This is a genomic window from Streptomyces sp. NPDC091972 (assembly GCF_044756385.1).
GTDB lineage: Bacteria > Actinomycetota > Actinomycetes > Streptomycetales > Streptomycetaceae > Streptomyces.
Genome location: NZ_JBIVSV010000006.1, coordinates 307,568 through 323,478 on the forward strand (window position 1 = coordinate 307,568; position 15,911 = coordinate 323,478).

At 73.1% G+C, this 15,911-nt stretch carries 15 protein-coding genes; 10 read left to right on the forward strand and 5 right to left on the reverse strand.

Annotation, left to right across the window (positions count from 1 at the left end):
• Window positions 1–73: 73 nt before the first annotated feature.
• Together ACIQJT_RS20360 and ACIQJT_RS20365 are read left to right on the forward strand one after the other, a co-directional pair.
• Complete coding sequence (locus ACIQJT_RS20360) at window positions 74–559, forward strand: hypothetical protein (RefSeq protein ID WP_402645296.1); 486 nt, start codon at window positions 74–76, stop codon at window positions 557–559.
• Between the two features lie 196 nt (window positions 560–755).
• Window positions 756–875: a carboxymuconolactone decarboxylase family protein gene (locus ACIQJT_RS20365; RefSeq protein ID WP_365458083.1), complete on the forward strand. Its 120-nt coding sequence runs from the start codon at window positions 756–758 to the stop codon at window positions 873–875.
• A 118-nt stretch (window positions 876–993) separates the two neighbouring features.
• On the opposite strand, the gene ACIQJT_RS20370 is transcribed toward ACIQJT_RS20365, so the two are convergent.
• Window positions 994–1,806, reverse strand: a complete 813-nt coding sequence (locus ACIQJT_RS20370; protein WP_402645300.1) for a hypothetical protein — start codon at window positions 1,804–1,806, stop codon at window positions 994–996.
• Between the two features lie 329 nt (window positions 1,807–2,135).
• Here ACIQJT_RS20370 and rsgA point away from each other — a divergent pair, with 329 nt between their 5' ends.
• The 3 genes from rsgA (at window position 2,136) to ACIQJT_RS20385 (ending at window position 5,268) form a co-directional block, all read left to right on the forward strand.
• A complete protein-coding gene (rsgA, locus tag ACIQJT_RS20375; RefSeq protein ID WP_365458089.1) occupies window positions 2,136–3,236 on the forward strand; it encodes a ribosome small subunit-dependent GTPase A in 1,101 nt (366 codons plus the stop codon).
• Window positions 3,237–3,403: 167 nt separating this feature from the next.
• Entirely contained in the window at window positions 3,404–4,783 is a 1,380-nt protein-coding gene (locus ACIQJT_RS20380; RefSeq protein WP_402645700.1) for a DNA-3-methyladenine glycosylase 2 family protein, read from the forward strand.
• Window positions 4,784–4,785: 2 nt separating this feature from the next.
• On the forward strand, window positions 4,786–5,268 hold the full coding sequence (locus ACIQJT_RS20385; RefSeq protein WP_365458092.1) for a methylated-DNA--[protein]-cysteine S-methyltransferase: 483 nt from the start codon (window positions 4,786–4,788) through the stop codon (window positions 5,266–5,268).
• Here the strand turns inward: ACIQJT_RS20385 and ACIQJT_RS20390 are convergent.
• Window positions 5,265–5,636, reverse strand: a complete 372-nt coding sequence (locus tag ACIQJT_RS20390) for a PPOX class F420-dependent oxidoreductase (protein ID WP_402645304.1) — start codon at window positions 5,634–5,636, stop codon at window positions 5,265–5,267. The two genes, ACIQJT_RS20385 and ACIQJT_RS20390, sit on opposite strands and share 4 nt — an antisense overlap.
• 78 nt (window positions 5,637–5,714) lie before the next feature.
• The gene (locus ACIQJT_RS20395) at window positions 5,715–6,197 is read right to left on the reverse strand and encodes a DUF456 domain-containing protein (RefSeq protein WP_402645309.1); all 483 of its coding nucleotides are present in this window, start codon (window positions 6,195–6,197) and stop codon (window positions 5,715–5,717) included.
• 1,014 nt (window positions 6,198–7,211) lie between these two features.
• On the opposite strand from ACIQJT_RS20395, the gene ACIQJT_RS20400 reads away from it, so the two are divergent.
• Window positions 7,212–8,870: a protein phosphatase 2C domain-containing protein gene (locus ACIQJT_RS20400; protein ID WP_402645312.1), complete on the forward strand. Its 1,659-nt coding sequence runs from the start codon at window positions 7,212–7,214 to the stop codon at window positions 8,868–8,870.
• A 54-nt stretch (window positions 8,871–8,924) separates the two neighbouring features.
• Window positions 8,925–10,667, forward strand: a complete 1,743-nt coding sequence (locus ACIQJT_RS20405) for a pyruvate dehydrogenase (RefSeq protein WP_402645315.1) — start codon at window positions 8,925–8,927, stop codon at window positions 10,665–10,667.
• Here ACIQJT_RS20405 and ACIQJT_RS20410 read toward each other — a convergent pair.
• Window positions 10,664–12,118 (reverse strand): helix-turn-helix domain-containing protein, encoded by a 1,455-nt coding sequence (locus tag ACIQJT_RS20410; RefSeq protein WP_402645317.1) that lies wholly within the window; start codon window positions 12,116–12,118, stop codon window positions 10,664–10,666. The two genes, ACIQJT_RS20405 and ACIQJT_RS20410, sit on opposite strands and share 4 nt — an antisense overlap.
• Before the next feature lie 212 nt (window positions 12,119–12,330).
• Here ACIQJT_RS20410 and ACIQJT_RS20415 point away from each other — a divergent pair, with 212 nt between their 5' ends.
• The 3 genes from ACIQJT_RS20415 (at window position 12,331) to ACIQJT_RS20425 (ending at window position 14,714) form a co-directional block, all read left to right on the forward strand.
• Window positions 12,331–12,942 (forward strand): hypothetical protein, encoded by a 612-nt coding sequence (locus ACIQJT_RS20415; protein ID WP_365458107.1) that lies wholly within the window; start codon window positions 12,331–12,333, stop codon window positions 12,940–12,942.
• A gap of 95 nt (window positions 12,943–13,037) precedes the next feature.
• Window positions 13,038–13,496: a hypothetical protein gene (locus ACIQJT_RS20420; RefSeq protein ID WP_402645320.1), complete on the forward strand. Its 459-nt coding sequence runs from the start codon at window positions 13,038–13,040 to the stop codon at window positions 13,494–13,496.
• A gap of 795 nt (window positions 13,497–14,291) precedes the next feature.
• Window positions 14,292–14,714, forward strand: a complete 423-nt coding sequence (locus tag ACIQJT_RS20425; protein ID WP_053851995.1) for an ATP-binding protein — start codon at window positions 14,292–14,294, stop codon at window positions 14,712–14,714.
• Between the two features lie 93 nt (window positions 14,715–14,807).
• Here the strand turns inward: ACIQJT_RS20425 and ACIQJT_RS20430 are convergent, their stop codons facing one another.
• Window positions 14,808–15,845: a DUF2637 domain-containing protein gene (locus ACIQJT_RS20430; protein ID WP_365458113.1), complete on the reverse strand. Its 1,038-nt coding sequence runs from the start codon at window positions 15,843–15,845 to the stop codon at window positions 14,808–14,810.
• Between the last annotated feature and the right edge of the window lie 66 nt (window positions 15,846–15,911).

Sequence of the window (15,911 nt, forward strand, 5' to 3'; positions counted from 1 at the left end):
GCACTCCCACGACCCGTCCCCTCGCGCAAGCCGGCCCGGCACCGGCCGTGGCCACCACAGAAGGAAACACGCCATGAGTGATGCGAAGAAGGCCCTGACCGATCTCGTGCTGTCCACCTCGACGGAGCACGCTACGCTCGACGCGCCCTGGGACGCGATCGACATCGCCGACTGGCTGCTGAACCTCCCGGACAAGGAGTACCAGCGCTGCGCCCCGCCGGACCACAAGGCTGCCGGCTACACCACGACCGACGACGGCCGGCCGATGTCGATCAACGTGGAGATGATCGGCACCGGGCTGGTGATCCAGCACTACGTCGCCGAGATCGCAGAGAGGCACCACTGCCACATGGTGTCCACCTCCGATGTCCTCACCCCGCACGGCTGGACGACGGTCCAGGTGATCTGGGACCTGTCGGCCAAGGACAACGGCGACGGCACCGTCACCTACACCAACCAGGTCACCAGCCACCCCACCCGGGAATTCATGGACTTTCTCGAGAAGACCGGCGGCACCTTCGAGGGCCGCCGCCGCCGCACGGCAGGCCGCCTCCGGTGACCACAACCGGCGGGAAACCCCGTTGTTCGCCGCAAGCATCGCCCGCCACGCCCACGCACGGAGCGCCCGGTGACCACGCGGCCCGTCGCGCGTTCCACGTCTGCGTCGCCGCGCGAAACGGCCCGCGCCCTCACCCCGGCCCTGACCGAGTTGGTGGGGAATCCCGGAGGAGCTGCCCGCGCGACCGCGGCGGGCCGTGGACAACGGAGTGACCCGGGCCGAACCGGCGGCGATCATCACCCACATCGCGTTCTGCGCCGGCTTCCCGGCAGCCATCAGCGCCTCGGCCGTCGCGGCCCGCACGCTCCTGGACTGAGAACGCACACCCCGAGTCCGCGGGCCACCGCCCGCTATTGGCCGGGGCCACGCACAGCGCGGTACGCCGAACCCGGCGGCCGGCCCGCCGGAAGGGACGGGCGGCGCTCACCGGCCCGTCAGTCGAGCTCGCCCGGGTCGGCCGACGGGGTGCGTCCCGCCTGGACGTCCTTCAGCCGGGCCGTGCCCAGTTTCACCGCTTGCTCGGTACTGTCGCCGTCCACTCCGTCGAGGCCGCCGTTGGTCAGGGTGATGGCGTCCGTGCCCACCCGCACGGCCGCGACGTCGAGGGTGAGCGTGGCGGGCTCGCCGCCCGAGGTGCCCCGGACCGTGACCCGCAGCCCCTGACGGGCGTCGCCCTCCTCGGGCAGGGACCGCTCGGTCACCTGCACCGTGCGCTCGGCCCCGGACTCGTCCGTCGCCGTGAACTGGTCGCACTTGACCGGCAGGCTCCTCAGCCAGGAGAAGGAGCTGTCCAGCCCCGCCCTGTCGTAGGCGGCCACCTGGTACAGCAGCCGGGAGGCACCCTCCTCGAAGCCGGTGAGCGCGGACGCCCCGGACGGCTTGCCCAGGAGATCGTCGCCGTAGAGCCGGTCGAGAAGCTTCTGGCAGTCGGCGGCGTCCGCCTTGCCGGTGAGGAAGTCGGCGACGTCCACCTTGCCGACCAGCAGGCTGTCGCGCCAGGTGGCCGCGTTCTTCACCTGGTTCCAGTCGTCCTCCAGATCCGCCTCGGTCACCAGCGCGGCCCGCGCCCCGGCCGGGGTGAGCGGGGCCGGGGACGCCTGTGCGAGCGGCGAGGAGGAGACCCGCGTGGTGTCCGCACGGTCCGGCCCGCTGTCGTCGCCGTCGGAACATGCGGCGGTCGTCAGCAGGACGCCGGCGGCGAGGGCCGGGGCGAGGACGCGGAAGGGACGGGGCGGACGGTGGGTCATCACGGGCTCTCCTGGAGGTGGGGGTCGGTCTCCATGCCACAACCGCTCCTCCCGGACGACCAGCGCACCGGGCTGTTCGAGTGAGGAGGACGCCCGCGGCGGAGGCCGGAAAAACCGGTGGCGCCCCCGGCCCGGGCGCCTCTAAGGTGAGACCGCTTCGCACGGCCGCACACCGCTGCCGTGCCCCACGAGCGAGGAATGAGGGAGGTGTCGACCGATGGCTGTCCTTGCGATGAGCGCTGCCCGCATCCAGATCATCAAGTCCACCTCCGTGGCCGTCGGCTGACACCCACTCCTTGTGCCGGGGCCACCCTTGTGAAGGGTCTCCCTTGACTTCCAGCTCCACTTCTCAGGCTTTCTCCGCTCTCGCTCCCTACGGCTGGGACGAGGCATGGGCGGACGCGTTCGCCCCCTACGAGTCCGAGGGGCTCCTGCCCGGACGCGTGGTCCGGGTCGACCGCGGGCAGTGCGACGTCGTCACCGCCGACGGGCTGCTGCGGGCGGACACCGCCTTCGTCACCCCGAACGACCCGATGCGGGTGCTGTGCACCGGCGACTGGGCCGTCGTCGAGCCCGGCGGCAATCCGCGTTACGTACGGACGTACCTGCCACGCCGTACCGCCTTCGTCAGGTCCACCTCCTCCAAGCGGTCCGAGGGGCAGATCCTCGCGGCCAACGTCGACCACGCCGTCGTCGCCGTCTCGCTCGCCGTCGAACTCGACCTCGGCCGCATCGAACGCTTCCTCGCCCTGGCCTGGGAGTCCGGCGCCCAGCCCGTGGTCGTGCTCACCAAGGCCGACCTCGTGCCGGACGCGGCGACCCTCTCCCATCTCGTGCAGGACGTGGAGACGACGGCACCCGGGGTCCCGGTGCTGACCGTCAGCGCCCTGGACGGGGAGGGGCTCGACGTGCTCGTCGCCGTCGTCTCCGGCGGTACGACCGTGCTGCTCGGACAGTCCGGCGCGGGGAAGTCGACCCTGGCGAACGTCCTCATCGGCGAGGACGCGATGGCCGTGCGGGCCACCCGGGACGCGGACGGGAAGGGCCGCCACACGACCACCACACGCAACCTGCTCGCCCTGCCCGGCGGGGGTGTGCTCATCGACACCCCCGGCCTCAGGGGCGTCGGCCTGTGGGACGCCGAGACCGGTGTCGGACAGGTCTTCTCCGAGATCGAGGAACTGGGCCGGCAGTGCCGCTTCCACGACTGCGCGCACGAGAGCGAGCCGGGGTGCGCGGTGCTGGCCGCGATCGACTCCGGTGAGCTGCCCGAACGGCGGCTGGAGAGCTACCGGAAGCTGATCCGGGAGAACCAGCGGATCGTGGCGAAGACCGACGCGAGGCTCCGCGCGGAGATCAGGAAGGAGTGGAAGAAGCGGGGGGCACAGGGGAAGGCGGCGATGGAGGCGAAGCGGGGGCGCTGGGCGTAGGCACAGGACGCGGTCGTTCGGCAGCGGCCGGGTGGGGGCCGGTCGCGCGGTTCCCCGCGCCCCTGGACGGGTGCGGTCCGGCCGCGACGGACCGCACCCGTCCACCCCAGTGCCCTGTCCGATTTCCGCCAGCGGCACCCCCGCGCACGGCGGAGACTGGACACGTGATGGACGAGGACACCAGGTACGAAGCGGTCCGCAGCCGGGACGCCCGGTTCGACGGGGAGTTCTTCTTCGCCGTCGAGACGACCGGCATCTACTGCCGGCCCAGCTGTCCCGCGGTCACCCCGAAGCGCCACAACGTCCGCTTCTACGCGACGGCCGCCGCCGCGCAGGGCTCCGGATTCCGTGCCTGCCGGCGGTGCCGTCCGGACGCGGTGCCCGGCTCCGCGGACTGGAACGCTCGGGCGGACGTGGTGGGCCGGGCGATGCGGCTGATCGGCGACGGCGTCGTCGACCGGGAGGGCGTCGCCGGGCTCGCCGACCGCCTCGGCTACAGCGCGCGCCAGGTCCAGCGGCAGCTCACCGCCGAACTCGGCGCGGGGCCCGTCGCCCTGGCCCGCGCCCAGCGCGCCCACACCGCGCGCGTCCTGCTCCAGACCACCGGCCTGCCGGTCACGGAGATCGCCTTCGCGTCGGGCTTCGCCAGCGTCCGGCAGTTCAACGACACGATCCGCGAGATCTACGCCGCCACCCCCAGCGCCCTGCGGGCCGCCGCCCGGACCGCCCGCCGCGCGGCCACCCCCACCGCGGGCATCCCGCTACGGCTCGCCCACCGCGGCCCCTACCGCTCCGGCACCGTCTTCGACCTGCTGGAGCGCGAGGCCGTCCCCGGCGTCGAGGAGGTGACCGGACGACCCGGCCGCCGCACCTACCGCCGTACCCTCCGGCTTCCGCACGGCACCGGCATCGTCGCCGTCCACGAACGCCCCGGTGCCACCAGGACCGCCACCGGCGCCCACCCCGGCGGCTGGCTCGACGCCCAACTGCACCTCACCGACCCGCGCGACCTGACCACCGCCGTCGGACGGCTGCGGCGGCTCTTCGACCTCGACGCCGATCCGTACGCCGTCGACGAGCGGCTCGGCGCGGACCCCCGGCTCGCCCCCCTGGTCGCCGCCCGCCCCGGCATCCGGTCGCCCGGCGCCGCCGACCCGGAGGAGCTCGCCGTACGGGCACTGGTGGGCCGTACCGCATCCGAACGGCTCGTCCAGCGGTACGGCAAGACCCTGGACGCGCCCTGCGGCAACCTCACCCACCTGTTCCCCGACCCCGCGGCCCTCTCCGAGGCGGCCGGACCCCTGGGCGCGCTCGCCACCGCACTCGCCGACGGCGCCCTACGGCTCGACCCGGGCGCGGACCGCGACGCGGCGCAGCGCGCGCTGCTGGCCCTGCCCGGCCTGGACGCCCGTACCGTCGCCGTCGTCCGCAGCCGCGCCCTCGGCGACCCCGACGTGGCCCCACCGGGCCTCGACACCCCCGACACCTGGCGCCCCTGGCGCTCCTACGCCTGGCAACACCTGCGTGCAGCAGGGGAGTTGGAGTAACCATGCCCATCCGCTGGACCCGTCTCGACAGCCCCGTCGGCAGTCTGCTCCTGACCGCCGACGACACCGGCGCACTGACCTCGCTGTCCGTCCCCGGACAGCGGAACGGCCGTACCGTCCAGGACGGCTGGCGCCACGACCCCGCCCCCTTCCGGGCCGCCGAGGAGCAGCTCGCCGCCTACTTCGCCGGTGAACTCAAGGAGTTCCAGCTGGAGTTGCGCCCGGAAGGCACCGAGTTCCGGACCCGCGTCTGGGACGCCCTCGACGACGTCCCGTACGGCGCGACGGTGACCTACGGCGAGATCGCCGCGCGCGTCGGGGCCTCCCGCGTCGCCGTCCGGGCCGTGGGCGGCGCGGTCGGCGCCAACCCCCTGCTGATCCTCCGCCCGTGCCACCGGGTGATCGGCGCCGACGGCACGCTCACCGGGTACGCGGGCGGTCTGGAGCGCAAGACCACCCTGCTCACCCTCGAAGGCGCCCTCTAGGACTCCTCCAGTCCCCAGCTGTGGATGCGCCGCGGATGGATGCGGATCAGCTCCTCACTGAAGTGCGGGCCCAACTCGTGCGGGCCGGTGAGGAGTTCCGCCTCCCCGCGGATGTCGATGCCGCGCACCGTCCATGGCTTCAGGCTGACGATGTCGTCGACGACCAGCGCGACCTTCGGGTTCTTCTGCAGGTTGCGCCACTTCTTGGTGCGGCCCATCGCGTGGCCGCCGATCAGGATGGTGCCGTCGTCCTGCGGGAAGAAGCCGACCGGGTTCGCCTGCGGCTGTCCCTGCGGGTCGACGGTGGCCAGCCGACCCAGCCGCTGGGACTTCAGGTACGCGCGTTCGGCCTCGCTGAATTCGGTCATGGCAGCCACCCAAACACGCGCGGGCGGCCCGCACATCGGACTCTCGGCCTGGGCATGCCCTAGTCCTGCGGTCCCACGTCAGCCCCACAGCACCGCCCCCAGCCACGCGCCCATGATCAGCAGGCAGGTGAACAGTTCCGTCAGCACGCTGGAGCCGCCCGAGCGCATCGCCGTGCGCACCGCGGCCCTCGCCTCGCCGTGCCGGCCGAGGCGGAGCCGTTCCGAGACGTAGATGCCGGCCATGAACCCGGGGATCGCACCGAGCACGGGGATCAGGAAGAACCCGAGGAACGCGCCCGCCCCGGCGTACACACCCGTGCGCGGGCCCGCCACGCTCGTCCGCAGCCGGCGCGGCGGCAGCGCCCAGCGCACCACCTGGGACAGGAGCAGGGCGACCGTGGCCCCCACGAGCACGCCCCACGCGACCGGCTGCGGGTCCTTCAGGGCCCACCACAGGACCGCGGCCCACACGAGCCACGCCCCCGGCACACCGGGCACCAGAACCCCGACCAGGCCGAACAGCATGACCAGGCCGACCAGCAGGAGGTCCCACGCTCCCATTCGTCCAGGGTGCAGGAGGACGGCTCGAAACGCAGAGCAGGGAGGTTCGCGGGGCCGCTCCGGCGGGCACCCGGTGAGGGACCCGGGGCGGGCGGCACAGGCAACGACGTCGTCCGTCACAGCTCCACGACAGGTGGGCCGGGCACACTCGGGCCGAGCCGGCCGGATCGTGGCCCGAGCCGTCCCGGCATCGGGGTCCGGGTCGCTCCGGCGTCGCCGGGCGGTTCTCCCGTGGGGGGTGGAATCGTCCGGCGACCCGTCCGGTGACCCCCTGGGCAACAGGAGTTCGACAGCTCACTCGACACGCCGTTCGACGCGCGTGGCGGAGCTTGATTTTCGGGATGCCCCGTTTTCATACGGCCCCCGCGGTGGACAATTGAGGGCATGAATCAGCAGGGGGGAAGGCCCACCGGTCACGAGGACGACTGGTGGGGGCAGCTCTACGACTCCGCCGACGACACGGGCCCCGCACCGGCCCCGGACACCCTGGACGACCGCTTCGCCTCGGCGGCGGGAGCGGTACGGGACGGGACCGGGGTCCCGGCGCCCCGGGACGACCGCGGAGCCGGGGCGGCTCGGGAGCCTGCCCCCGCGGAGGAGAACGGCGGCGACGAACGGGCGTCGGCCGCGGACCAGCGACCCGGACGACCCCCGCACAGGCCCTTCGGGTCAGAGCGGGCGCCTGGTGACGGGCAGCTCGGGCGGGAAGCGGGGGCTGGAGACGGTGGGCCCGGAGCCGGGGACCAGCGCCCCGGGGCGGTGGCTGGTGGTCGGCCGTTCGGGTCCGGGGCAGGGCCGGGTGGGGGAGAGCCTTGGCGTGCGGCGGGGGCTGGAGATGGACAGCCTCGGAGTGCGGCGGGGGCCGAAGACGCGAGGCCCGGTGCCGGGGACCAGCGCCCTGGGGCGGGGGCCGCAGGCGGGCCGTTCGGGGGCCAGGCAGCGCCCGGCGACGGTCACCCCCGCCGCGAGGCACGGCCCGGTGGCGTGGACGCGCAGAGTCCTCAGGCCGGTCCCATGGTCCCCGCACCGCGAACAGGTTCCCGTGACGCGGCGGCCCCCTCACCCGGCGGCGCCCGGGCGTGGGAACCGCCCCACGACGCACCCGCCCCCTTCCCGCCCGGGCCCAAGCCGCCCGGCTTCGTCGAGCGGGACCCCGAGGACCGGCCACCCCGGCAGCCCGGTGGCCGAGCGTCCACGGAAACACCTCCGGCGACGACCGTTCCGGCCTCACGTACGCCGGCCGAGCCTCCGAGGCCCCCGACAGCGCCGCCTCCGCACCCCGCCGCCCCGCCCCGGCCGGCGACCCCACCCGCGCCACCAGAGAACGCCGACCGAGCCGACTTCCCGGACCGTACCGACGACGTGCCGCCTCCCGGTCGCCCCGAGGACGCTCCAGTTCCCCCGGAGCGAGGCGCGGCCCCCACCCGTCACGGCGAAGGCGACTGGTGGGCGACGCCACAGGCCCCCGCCCCGGCCTCCGCCCCGGCCCCTGAGCCCGGCCCCGACCGTGCCCCTGACCCCGTGCCTCGCCCCGACACCGGCGGCAACCAGCAGACCTCCGCAACGACACCACCAACCCGGTCCGACGGTCCCGGCTCCACCCGGCCCAACGCCACGACCGAGTCCGCAGGACCCGGTCAGGACCCCGCCCCCGCGCCGCAGGCACCCCGTACCGCCACCCGTCTTGACCTCCCCACTCTCCCTCCCGGGCCCGTCGGCTTCGTCGGTTCCGGGCCGCCCACCTATGACGCCGAACCCACCGCCCTCCCACCCGCCGACCCCGAGGAACTGGACGACCTGGTGGCGGACACCGTGCTGGACGGGGCCAGGTACGGGGCCTGCACCCTGCGGGCGGTGTCCGTGCGCGGGGACTCGGCGAGGTTCCGGGGCGAGCCCCGGCGGGACTCCCTGCTCACCGCCCGCTTCGGCACCGGCGACCAGGCCTTGGTCCTCGTCGCCATGGCCACCGGCGCCCGCGCCACCCCCGGTGCCCACCGCGCCGCGGCCGAGGCGTGCCACTGGATCGGCCGGGCCGTGGGACGCAGTCATGCCCGGCTCGCGCAGGACATCGGCGCCGCCCGCCGAGGCGACCTCAAGTCGGGGCTGCACCGGCTCACCGACCGCAGTCTCGGCAAGCTCCGCGCCAGCGCGGTGGAGCAGGGCATCGACCCGGAGGAGTACGCCGCCACCCTGCGCTGTCTGCTCCTGCCCGCCGACCCCGACTGCCGTGTCCGGGTCTTCTTCGGCATCGGCGCCGGCGGCCTCTTCCGCCTCCGGGACGGCGAGTGGCACGACATCGAACCCCGCGTCACCGACCTCACCGGCGAACCCGTCGTAGGCTTCGGCTCGCTGCCGCCCGAGACCCCCGACGGCGACCGTCTCACCATGGACCTCGGCATCCCCACACCCCCGAGCCCCTACGAACCCGCCCCCGAGCCGCCCCGCGAGGCATTCCGCTTCCGCGCCTCCGTCGCCCGCCCGGGTGACACCCTGCTGATGTGCACCGGCGGCCTCGCCGACCCCCTGCGCGGGGAGCCCGAACTGTGCGAGTACCTCACGGACCGGTGGTCGGGCCCCACCCCGCCCGGGCTCGCCGCGTTCCTCGCCGACTCCCAGGTACGGGTCAAGGGATATGCCGACGACCGTACGGCCGCAGCCGTTTGGGAGGCGTGATCGCGGCCAGTGTGGATTGATGGACCCAAGGAGACCGAAGGGGTGCATGGATCCATGGCCAAGCAGAACGTCGCCGAACAGTTCGTGGACATCCTCGTCAGGGCCGGGGTGAAACGCCTCTACGGCGTGGTCGGCGACAGCCTCAACCCGGTCGTGGACGCGGTCCGCCGCAACGCCGGCATCGACTGGGTGCACGTACGGCACGAGGAGACCGCCGCGTTCGCCGCGGGGGCGGAGGCGCAGATCACCGGGAAGCTCGCCGCGTGCGCCGGCTCCTGCGGGCCGGGCAACCTGCACCTCATCAACGGCCTCTACGACGCCCACCGCTCCATGGCCCCGGTCCTCGCCCTCGCCTCGCACATCCCCTCCAGCGAGATCGGCCTCGGGTTCTTCCAGGAGACCCACCCCGACCGCCTCTTCCAGGAGTGCAGTCACTACAGCGAGATGATCTCCACCCCCCAGCAGATGCCGCGGCTGCTCCAGACCGCCATCCAGAACGCCGTCGGCCGCTCCGGCGTCAGCGTCGTCTCCCTCCCCGGCGACATCGCCGACCAGCCCGCCCCCGAGAAGGCCGCCGAGACCGCCCTCGTCACCTCACGGCCCTCCGTCCGCCCCGGCGACGCCGAGATCGACAAGCTCGTCGAGATGATCGACAAGGCCCAGAAGATCACCCTCTTCTGCGGCAGCGGCACCGCGGGCGCGCACGCCGAGGTCATGGAGCTCGCCGAGAAGGTCAAGTCACCGGTGGGCCACGCCCTCAGGGGCAAGGAGTGGATCCAGTACGACAACCCCTTCGACGTCGGCATGAGCGGACTGCTCGGCTACGGCGCCGCCTACGAGGCCACCCACGAGTGCGACCTGCTGATCCTGCTCGGCACCGACTTCCCGTACAACGCCTTCCTCCCCGACGACGTCCAGATCGCACAGGTCGACGTACGGCCCGAACACCTCGGCCGCCGCTCCAAGCTGGACCTCGCCGTCTGGGGCGACGTGAAGGAGACCCTGCGGTGTCTGACGCCGCGGGTGAAGGAGAAGACGAACCGGCGCTTCCTCGACAAGATGCTCAAGAAGCACGCCGACGCGCTCGAAGGGGTCGTCAAGGCGTACACCCGCAAGGTCGACAAGCACGTCCCGATCCATCCCGAGTACGTGGCCTCCGTACTGGACGAACTCGCCGCCGACGACGCGGTGTTCACCGTCGACACCGGCATGTGCAATGTGTGGGCCGCACGCTACATCTCACCCAACGGCCGCCGCCGGGTGATCGGTTCGTTCTCGCACGGGTCGATGGCGAACGCGCTGCCGATGGCGATCGGCGCGCAGTTCACCGACCGCCGGCGCCAGGTCGTGTCGATGTCCGGGGACGGCGGGTTCTCCATGCTGATGGGCGACTTCCTGACCCTCGTGCAGTACGACCTGCCGGTGAAGGTCGTCCTCTTCAACAACTCCTCGCTCGGCATGGTCGAGTTGGAGATGCTGGTCGCCGGGCTCCCCTCCTACGGCACCGCCAACAAGAACCCCGACTTCGCCGCCGTGGCCCAGGCCTGCGGTGCCTACGGCGTGCGCGTCGAGAAGCCCAAGGACCTGGCGGGGGCGCTCAAGTCGGCGTTCAAGCACAAGGGTCCGGCCCTCGTCGACATCGTCACCGACCCCAACGCCCTGTCCATCCCGCCGAAGATCAGCGCCGAGATGGTCACCGGCTTCGCCCTGTCCGCCTCGAAGATCGTCCTCGACGGCGGCGTCGGCCGCATGCTCCAGATGGCCCGCTCCAACCTCCGCAACGTGCCGCGCCCTTAACCGCTGTACTCCACCCATGCCCGCTGACCTGCCGCGTCCGTGCCGTACCAGTAGCGGGGCAGGCCCTTGACGGCGGACGTGCGGAACGGGCGGCCGCGGTCGTCGACGCGGACCGTGCCGGTGCGGCCCTGGGAGGACCAGTCCAGTTCGAGGTACCAGGCGCAGTCGCAGGTCTCGGTCTCGGCCGTGACCAGCAGCACCTCCGGGTCCTGCGAGGACACGCGGTAGGGCATCCGCACGGCCGGGATGACGTTCCCGCCGTCGTTGCCGGGCTGCGATCGGGCGATCGGCCGGTCCTTGTCCAGGTCGACGGAGAACTGGCGCGGGGTGAGCGCGCCTCCGCAACCCTGTTCCATGGCGTACGAGTTGCCCTGGGCCGGGGTCCCGCGCGAGACGACCCGGACCCGGAGGTCCTCCAGGACGACGGCCGTCGAGTCACGGCCCTGCACCGAGATCTGCACCATGGTCTGCCGGCCGTGGACGGCGCCCAGCGTGCCCGCCCAGTTCGCGGCGTCCTGGGCCGTCGGGGGCGGCGGGACCTGGGCGGGCGGCTTGTCGATGACGTAGTCGTGGCCGCAGCCCGCGTTCCAGACATGGGAGTTGACGGTCCAGGTGAGCGGGGTGCCGGTCGCGGTGCCCCGCTGCCCGGAACCGCCGCTGCCCTTCGCGGGGGCGGCGCCGCCCTTCACCGAAGGGGAGGCGCTCTTCCCGGTGCCCCGGGGCGACGGGGAGCCCGAGGTGGCGGACGGGCTCGGCGACCCGGACGGTGAGCGACCGGCGGTGACCGGCGCCGTCGTGGACGACGACGGGTCCGGGGCCTGGGCGACCTCGTCGGACGCGGAACGCCCCGAGGGCAGCGCCGACAGGGTGCCCAGCGTGGCGAGCAACGCCACGGTGGCGGCGGCGGTCACGACGAGGCGCCGACGGTGGTACCAGGGGCGGGCCGGAGGAGCGGCGCGCCCCGCGAGCAGGGCGTCCTCCTCACCCTCGGCCGCCGGACGCACCTCACCGTCCCCACCCGCGTCCGCCGTGGCGCCGTCAGCCGTGTCCACGGCCGCCCTGTCCACGTCCCCTGGACCGCCGGTCACCGCGTCACCGTCTGCCGCCGCCGTGGTCGTAGCGCCTGCCCCGTCGGCAGCATCCGCCGTCGTCCCAGCCGCACCCTCCGAGGTCTCGCCCGCCCGCGGCCGCCGGCGCGCCGCCACCGCCGACAGCCACAGCCGGTGCAGGTCCATCCGTTCCTCGGCCGAGGCCCCGCACAGCGCGGCGAACCGCTCCACCGGCGCGAAGTCGACCGGTACGGCGTCCCCCGCGCAGTAGCGGTGCAGGGTCGATGTGTTCATGTTCAGCCGCCGGGCCAGCGAACCGTAGCTGCGGTCCGTGCGCTCCTTCAGCCGCCGCAGCAGGGCCGCGAACTCCTGGACATCGTCCCGTGGTTCCGGTGCCGACAACGATTTCCCCCTTGATCCCGTATCCCAGGCACTGCCTGTACCTGCACGTCAGACGGCCTGGGATGGTTCCATGCCGACGGATTGCGCGTCCCGTGTTGCGTCCGCCCCGTGTGACCGCTGATGCTCTTGGTGTCACACCGACCGGGCCGGACCGACCATCCGGCGTCGCCGTGGCATCCCACATCCATGCACGTATCTCACGGGGGACACTCATGCCCAAGCGCAGTCGAGCAGGCGCGCTCACCGTACTCTCTCTCACCGGCCTCATGCTCGGCGTCACACTCACCGTGCAGGCCGGGGCCGCGCCGGCCGCGCCCAGGTTCCTCTCGGCCGCCGACCTCCCGCCGCACCCCTCGTCCACGTGGACGGCGGGCAAGGTGACCGACGGCGTCCCGGACGAACTCCAGCTCTGCCTCGCGGACGCGCTGCCGGGCTACGACTCCCGGTACCGCGACTTCCGCACCGATCTGGACACCAGCGCCCGCCAGCTCACCATCCAGGTCGGCACCAAGGCCAAGGCCGCGGCCCTCGCCGACCGCATGAACAAGGAGATCCGCACCTGCGCCGGCCGCCTCGAACAGGGCGACCCGGATCTCGAGGCGACGTACAAGAACTACGGGAAGGTCGCGGTCGAGGAGGGGGCCCGGGTGCACGGCCTGCACACGGAGCACTCGTTCGGCGCGACCGACGTGCGCCTGCTGTCCGTGGGCCGGGACGACCGGACCGTCACCGTCGTGGAGTGGTCGCAGATGGGCGACTTCGCCGACGCCCCGGTGAAGGCCTTCAAGAAGACGACCGCCACCGCGGTCGGCAAGCTCCACTGAGAACGGGGCCGCCCTCCCGCACGGGGGTCGGGCGGGCGGCCCCGCACGGACCGCACCACCGGCAGCAGGAACCGCAAAGAAAACGGGGAACACGGATGAACACGACCAAGGCGACCCGCCGCACCACCCTGGCCGTCGGCCTCGCCCTGGCCCTCGGCCTCGGTGTCACGGCCCAGGCCTCCGCCGGAGGACCGCGCAGCGTCAGCGGGAAGCCCTCCGACGACATCACGCGCATCGCCGACTTCTACGGCGCCTACGTCGACGCGGCGACCGACGAGGGCGGCGGCGAACTGCGGGACGCGCTCCGCGCGCACTACCTCACGCCCGCCTTCCAGAAGGAACTGAACGCCTGGGAGGACAAGGAGCACGCCGACGGCGTCCTGCGCGCCCAGAACGTGCCCCTCGCCTGGAAGGTCACCGGCACCGGCGACCGCACGGAGGCCGTCGTCACCCTCACCTGGAGCGCCGGGCAGACCAGCACGCTCGTGGTCGACATGAGCCGCGGCAGCCACAAGATCTCCCACATCGGCACCAAGGGCCTCGGGCGCAAGTAGCGTCCGAATCAGGCCAGTTTCCCTCCTGCCCCAGTTCTTCGCCGGGTACGGCGAGCTCGGCAGTGCGGAGTCGGCAGATCGTCCCACGCCGTACGGTCCCGGTGTCCCGGAACCGGGTGGGCGAGGGACCCTGCGGCACCGTGGACCCGCGGGACGCCCGAGGGCTCGTACGCACCGGCTCAACCCCCGCTCACCGGACCCCGTTCGTCGGGCGCCGGTGGCGGGGGCGCACACCGTTCGAGGGGCGCGCGGGCCGTCGTACGGCAGGCTCCGCGGCCGGCGGCTGAGCCGGACCGGTTCCCGTCCGGGGCCGCCTCCGACCTGGTGGTCGCGGTTCGGCCGCCGTCCCGGTTCCCGGAGCCACCTCGCCGACCAGGCACTTTCCCGCACCGGCCGCCTCGTGTAGCGCTCCCGGGCCGCGCATGGCGTCCGGAGGACGGACAGCGGGGGGCGGGGCACATGCCACAGGGAGGGGACCAGCGGCACAGGCACGGCGTGACGGGCGTTCGTACCGGCCGCCGCGAGCCGCTGTCCCCGTCCCGCCTGCGCCGTCGTGCCCCGGGGTCCGCGAGCCTCGGTCCGTCCCGCCGGGCCGGCCGTCGTCGCCACCGCAAACATGGCCGAACACCTGGTCGTTGACGATTCGACATGACTGGCGCATGAACTACCGGGCATGCATCCCCGTGAACGTGTTCGAGCAGGAGGGAAACCGACATCGGCACGCGGGCGGGGGTCATGAAGAGGCAGGCACGAGGAGGCGGTCCCACGGTGACAGGGGCCTTCTCGGCACACACCATGGAGGAGAAGGCCGACAGCGCCCGGGAGCAGGCGCAGTCGCCGCAGCTCCGGCGCCGACTGGAGCGGGCGGACCTGGGGGCCGTACCGGAGACGCGCAGGGCGTTGCGCGAACTGCTACGACACTGGGGGAGGCCCGGACGCTCCGAGATAGCCGAACTGCTCACCAGTGAACTCGTCACCAACGCACTCGTGCACACCGACCATGACGCGGTCGTCACCGCCACGGTCGGGCCGCGGGCCCTGCGGGTGGAGGTGCGGGACTTCGTCGCCCGCATCCCCCGGGTACGGGTACCGGACGCGGAGGACGGTACGCACGGCAGGGGCCTGGCCCTGGTGCAGTCCCTCGCGGACGCCTGGGGCGTACGGGCACACGGCGTGGGCAAGGCGGTCTGGTTCGAGCTGGACGCCGGAGCGGCGTGACGCACGGGAAGGGGGCGTGACCGTCGCGGTCACGCCCCCTTCCCGTGGTGCTCCGGCCGCTCCGGCCGTGCCCTTCAGGCCTCGGCCTTCGCCTCAGCCGAACTGCTGCTCAAGATCCTTGAGTTTGCGCTCCAGCGAGTCGAGGCGCGGCAGGGCCATTGTGTCGTCCTCCGCGGTGAGGTCGACGGAGTGCGACTCGGTGCCGCCGCGGACGGGCTGGAGCGAAGGACGCTGACGCACGGGCAGCGGCTCCGGGTTGGATATCGCAGGCTCCGCGGAGGCCCGCTCCAGGGCGGCCTGCGGCTGCTGCTGCTCCAACTGACGCCCGCCCCGCCCGACGAAGCCGCGATGACCGCGGCTGATCGCCTTGAGCTGCGCCCGCTCGACCCGCTCCTGCTCGCGGCGCCGGAGACGGGCCGCCTCCTTCTGACGCTTGTCCTCGCGGACCTCGTCGACCGCCTCGTCGAGGCTGCGCACGTTCTCCAGCAGCATCAGCGACCAGGCCTTGTACGTCTCACGCGGCGCCCTCACCCAGCGGACGATGCGGATCTGGGGCAGCGGACGCGGCACCAGACCCTGCTCGCGCAGTGCGGCCTTGCGGGTCTGCTTCAGCGCGCGGTCGAAGAGGACGGCCGCCGAGAGGGACATGCCGGAGAAGAACTGCGGAGCGCCGTCGTGGCCGAAACCCCTGGGCGCGTGCACCCAGTTGAACCAGGCCGCCGCACCGGCGAACGTCCACACGAGTATCCGGGAGCCGAGGGCCGCGTCACCGTGGCTGGCCTCGCGGACCGCCAGCACGGAGCAGAACATCGCCGCGCCGTCCAGGCCGAACGGGACCAGGTACTCCCAGCCGCCGGACAGGTTCAGGTTCTGCTGGCCGAAGCCCACCAGACCGTGGAAGGAGAGGGCGGCGGCGACCGCCGCACAGCAGAACAGGAGGACATAGGAGGCGGTGCCGTATATGGCTTCCTTGCGCCTGCGGCGCTCCTCGCTCCGCTCCCACGAGTCGTCTTTCGCGTGCTCCCCGCCGGACCGCTTGCTCCGCGCGAGCACCGCCACCGCCGCCAGCATGCCCAGGAGCAGTACGGCGCCCGGAAGCAACCAGTTCAGCGATATGTCGGTCAGTCTCATCTGGGGTCCCTTGCATTGGGATAGGGCGTAACGCCCGCCATAGTGGCCCAATCCCAACGGCCCTCA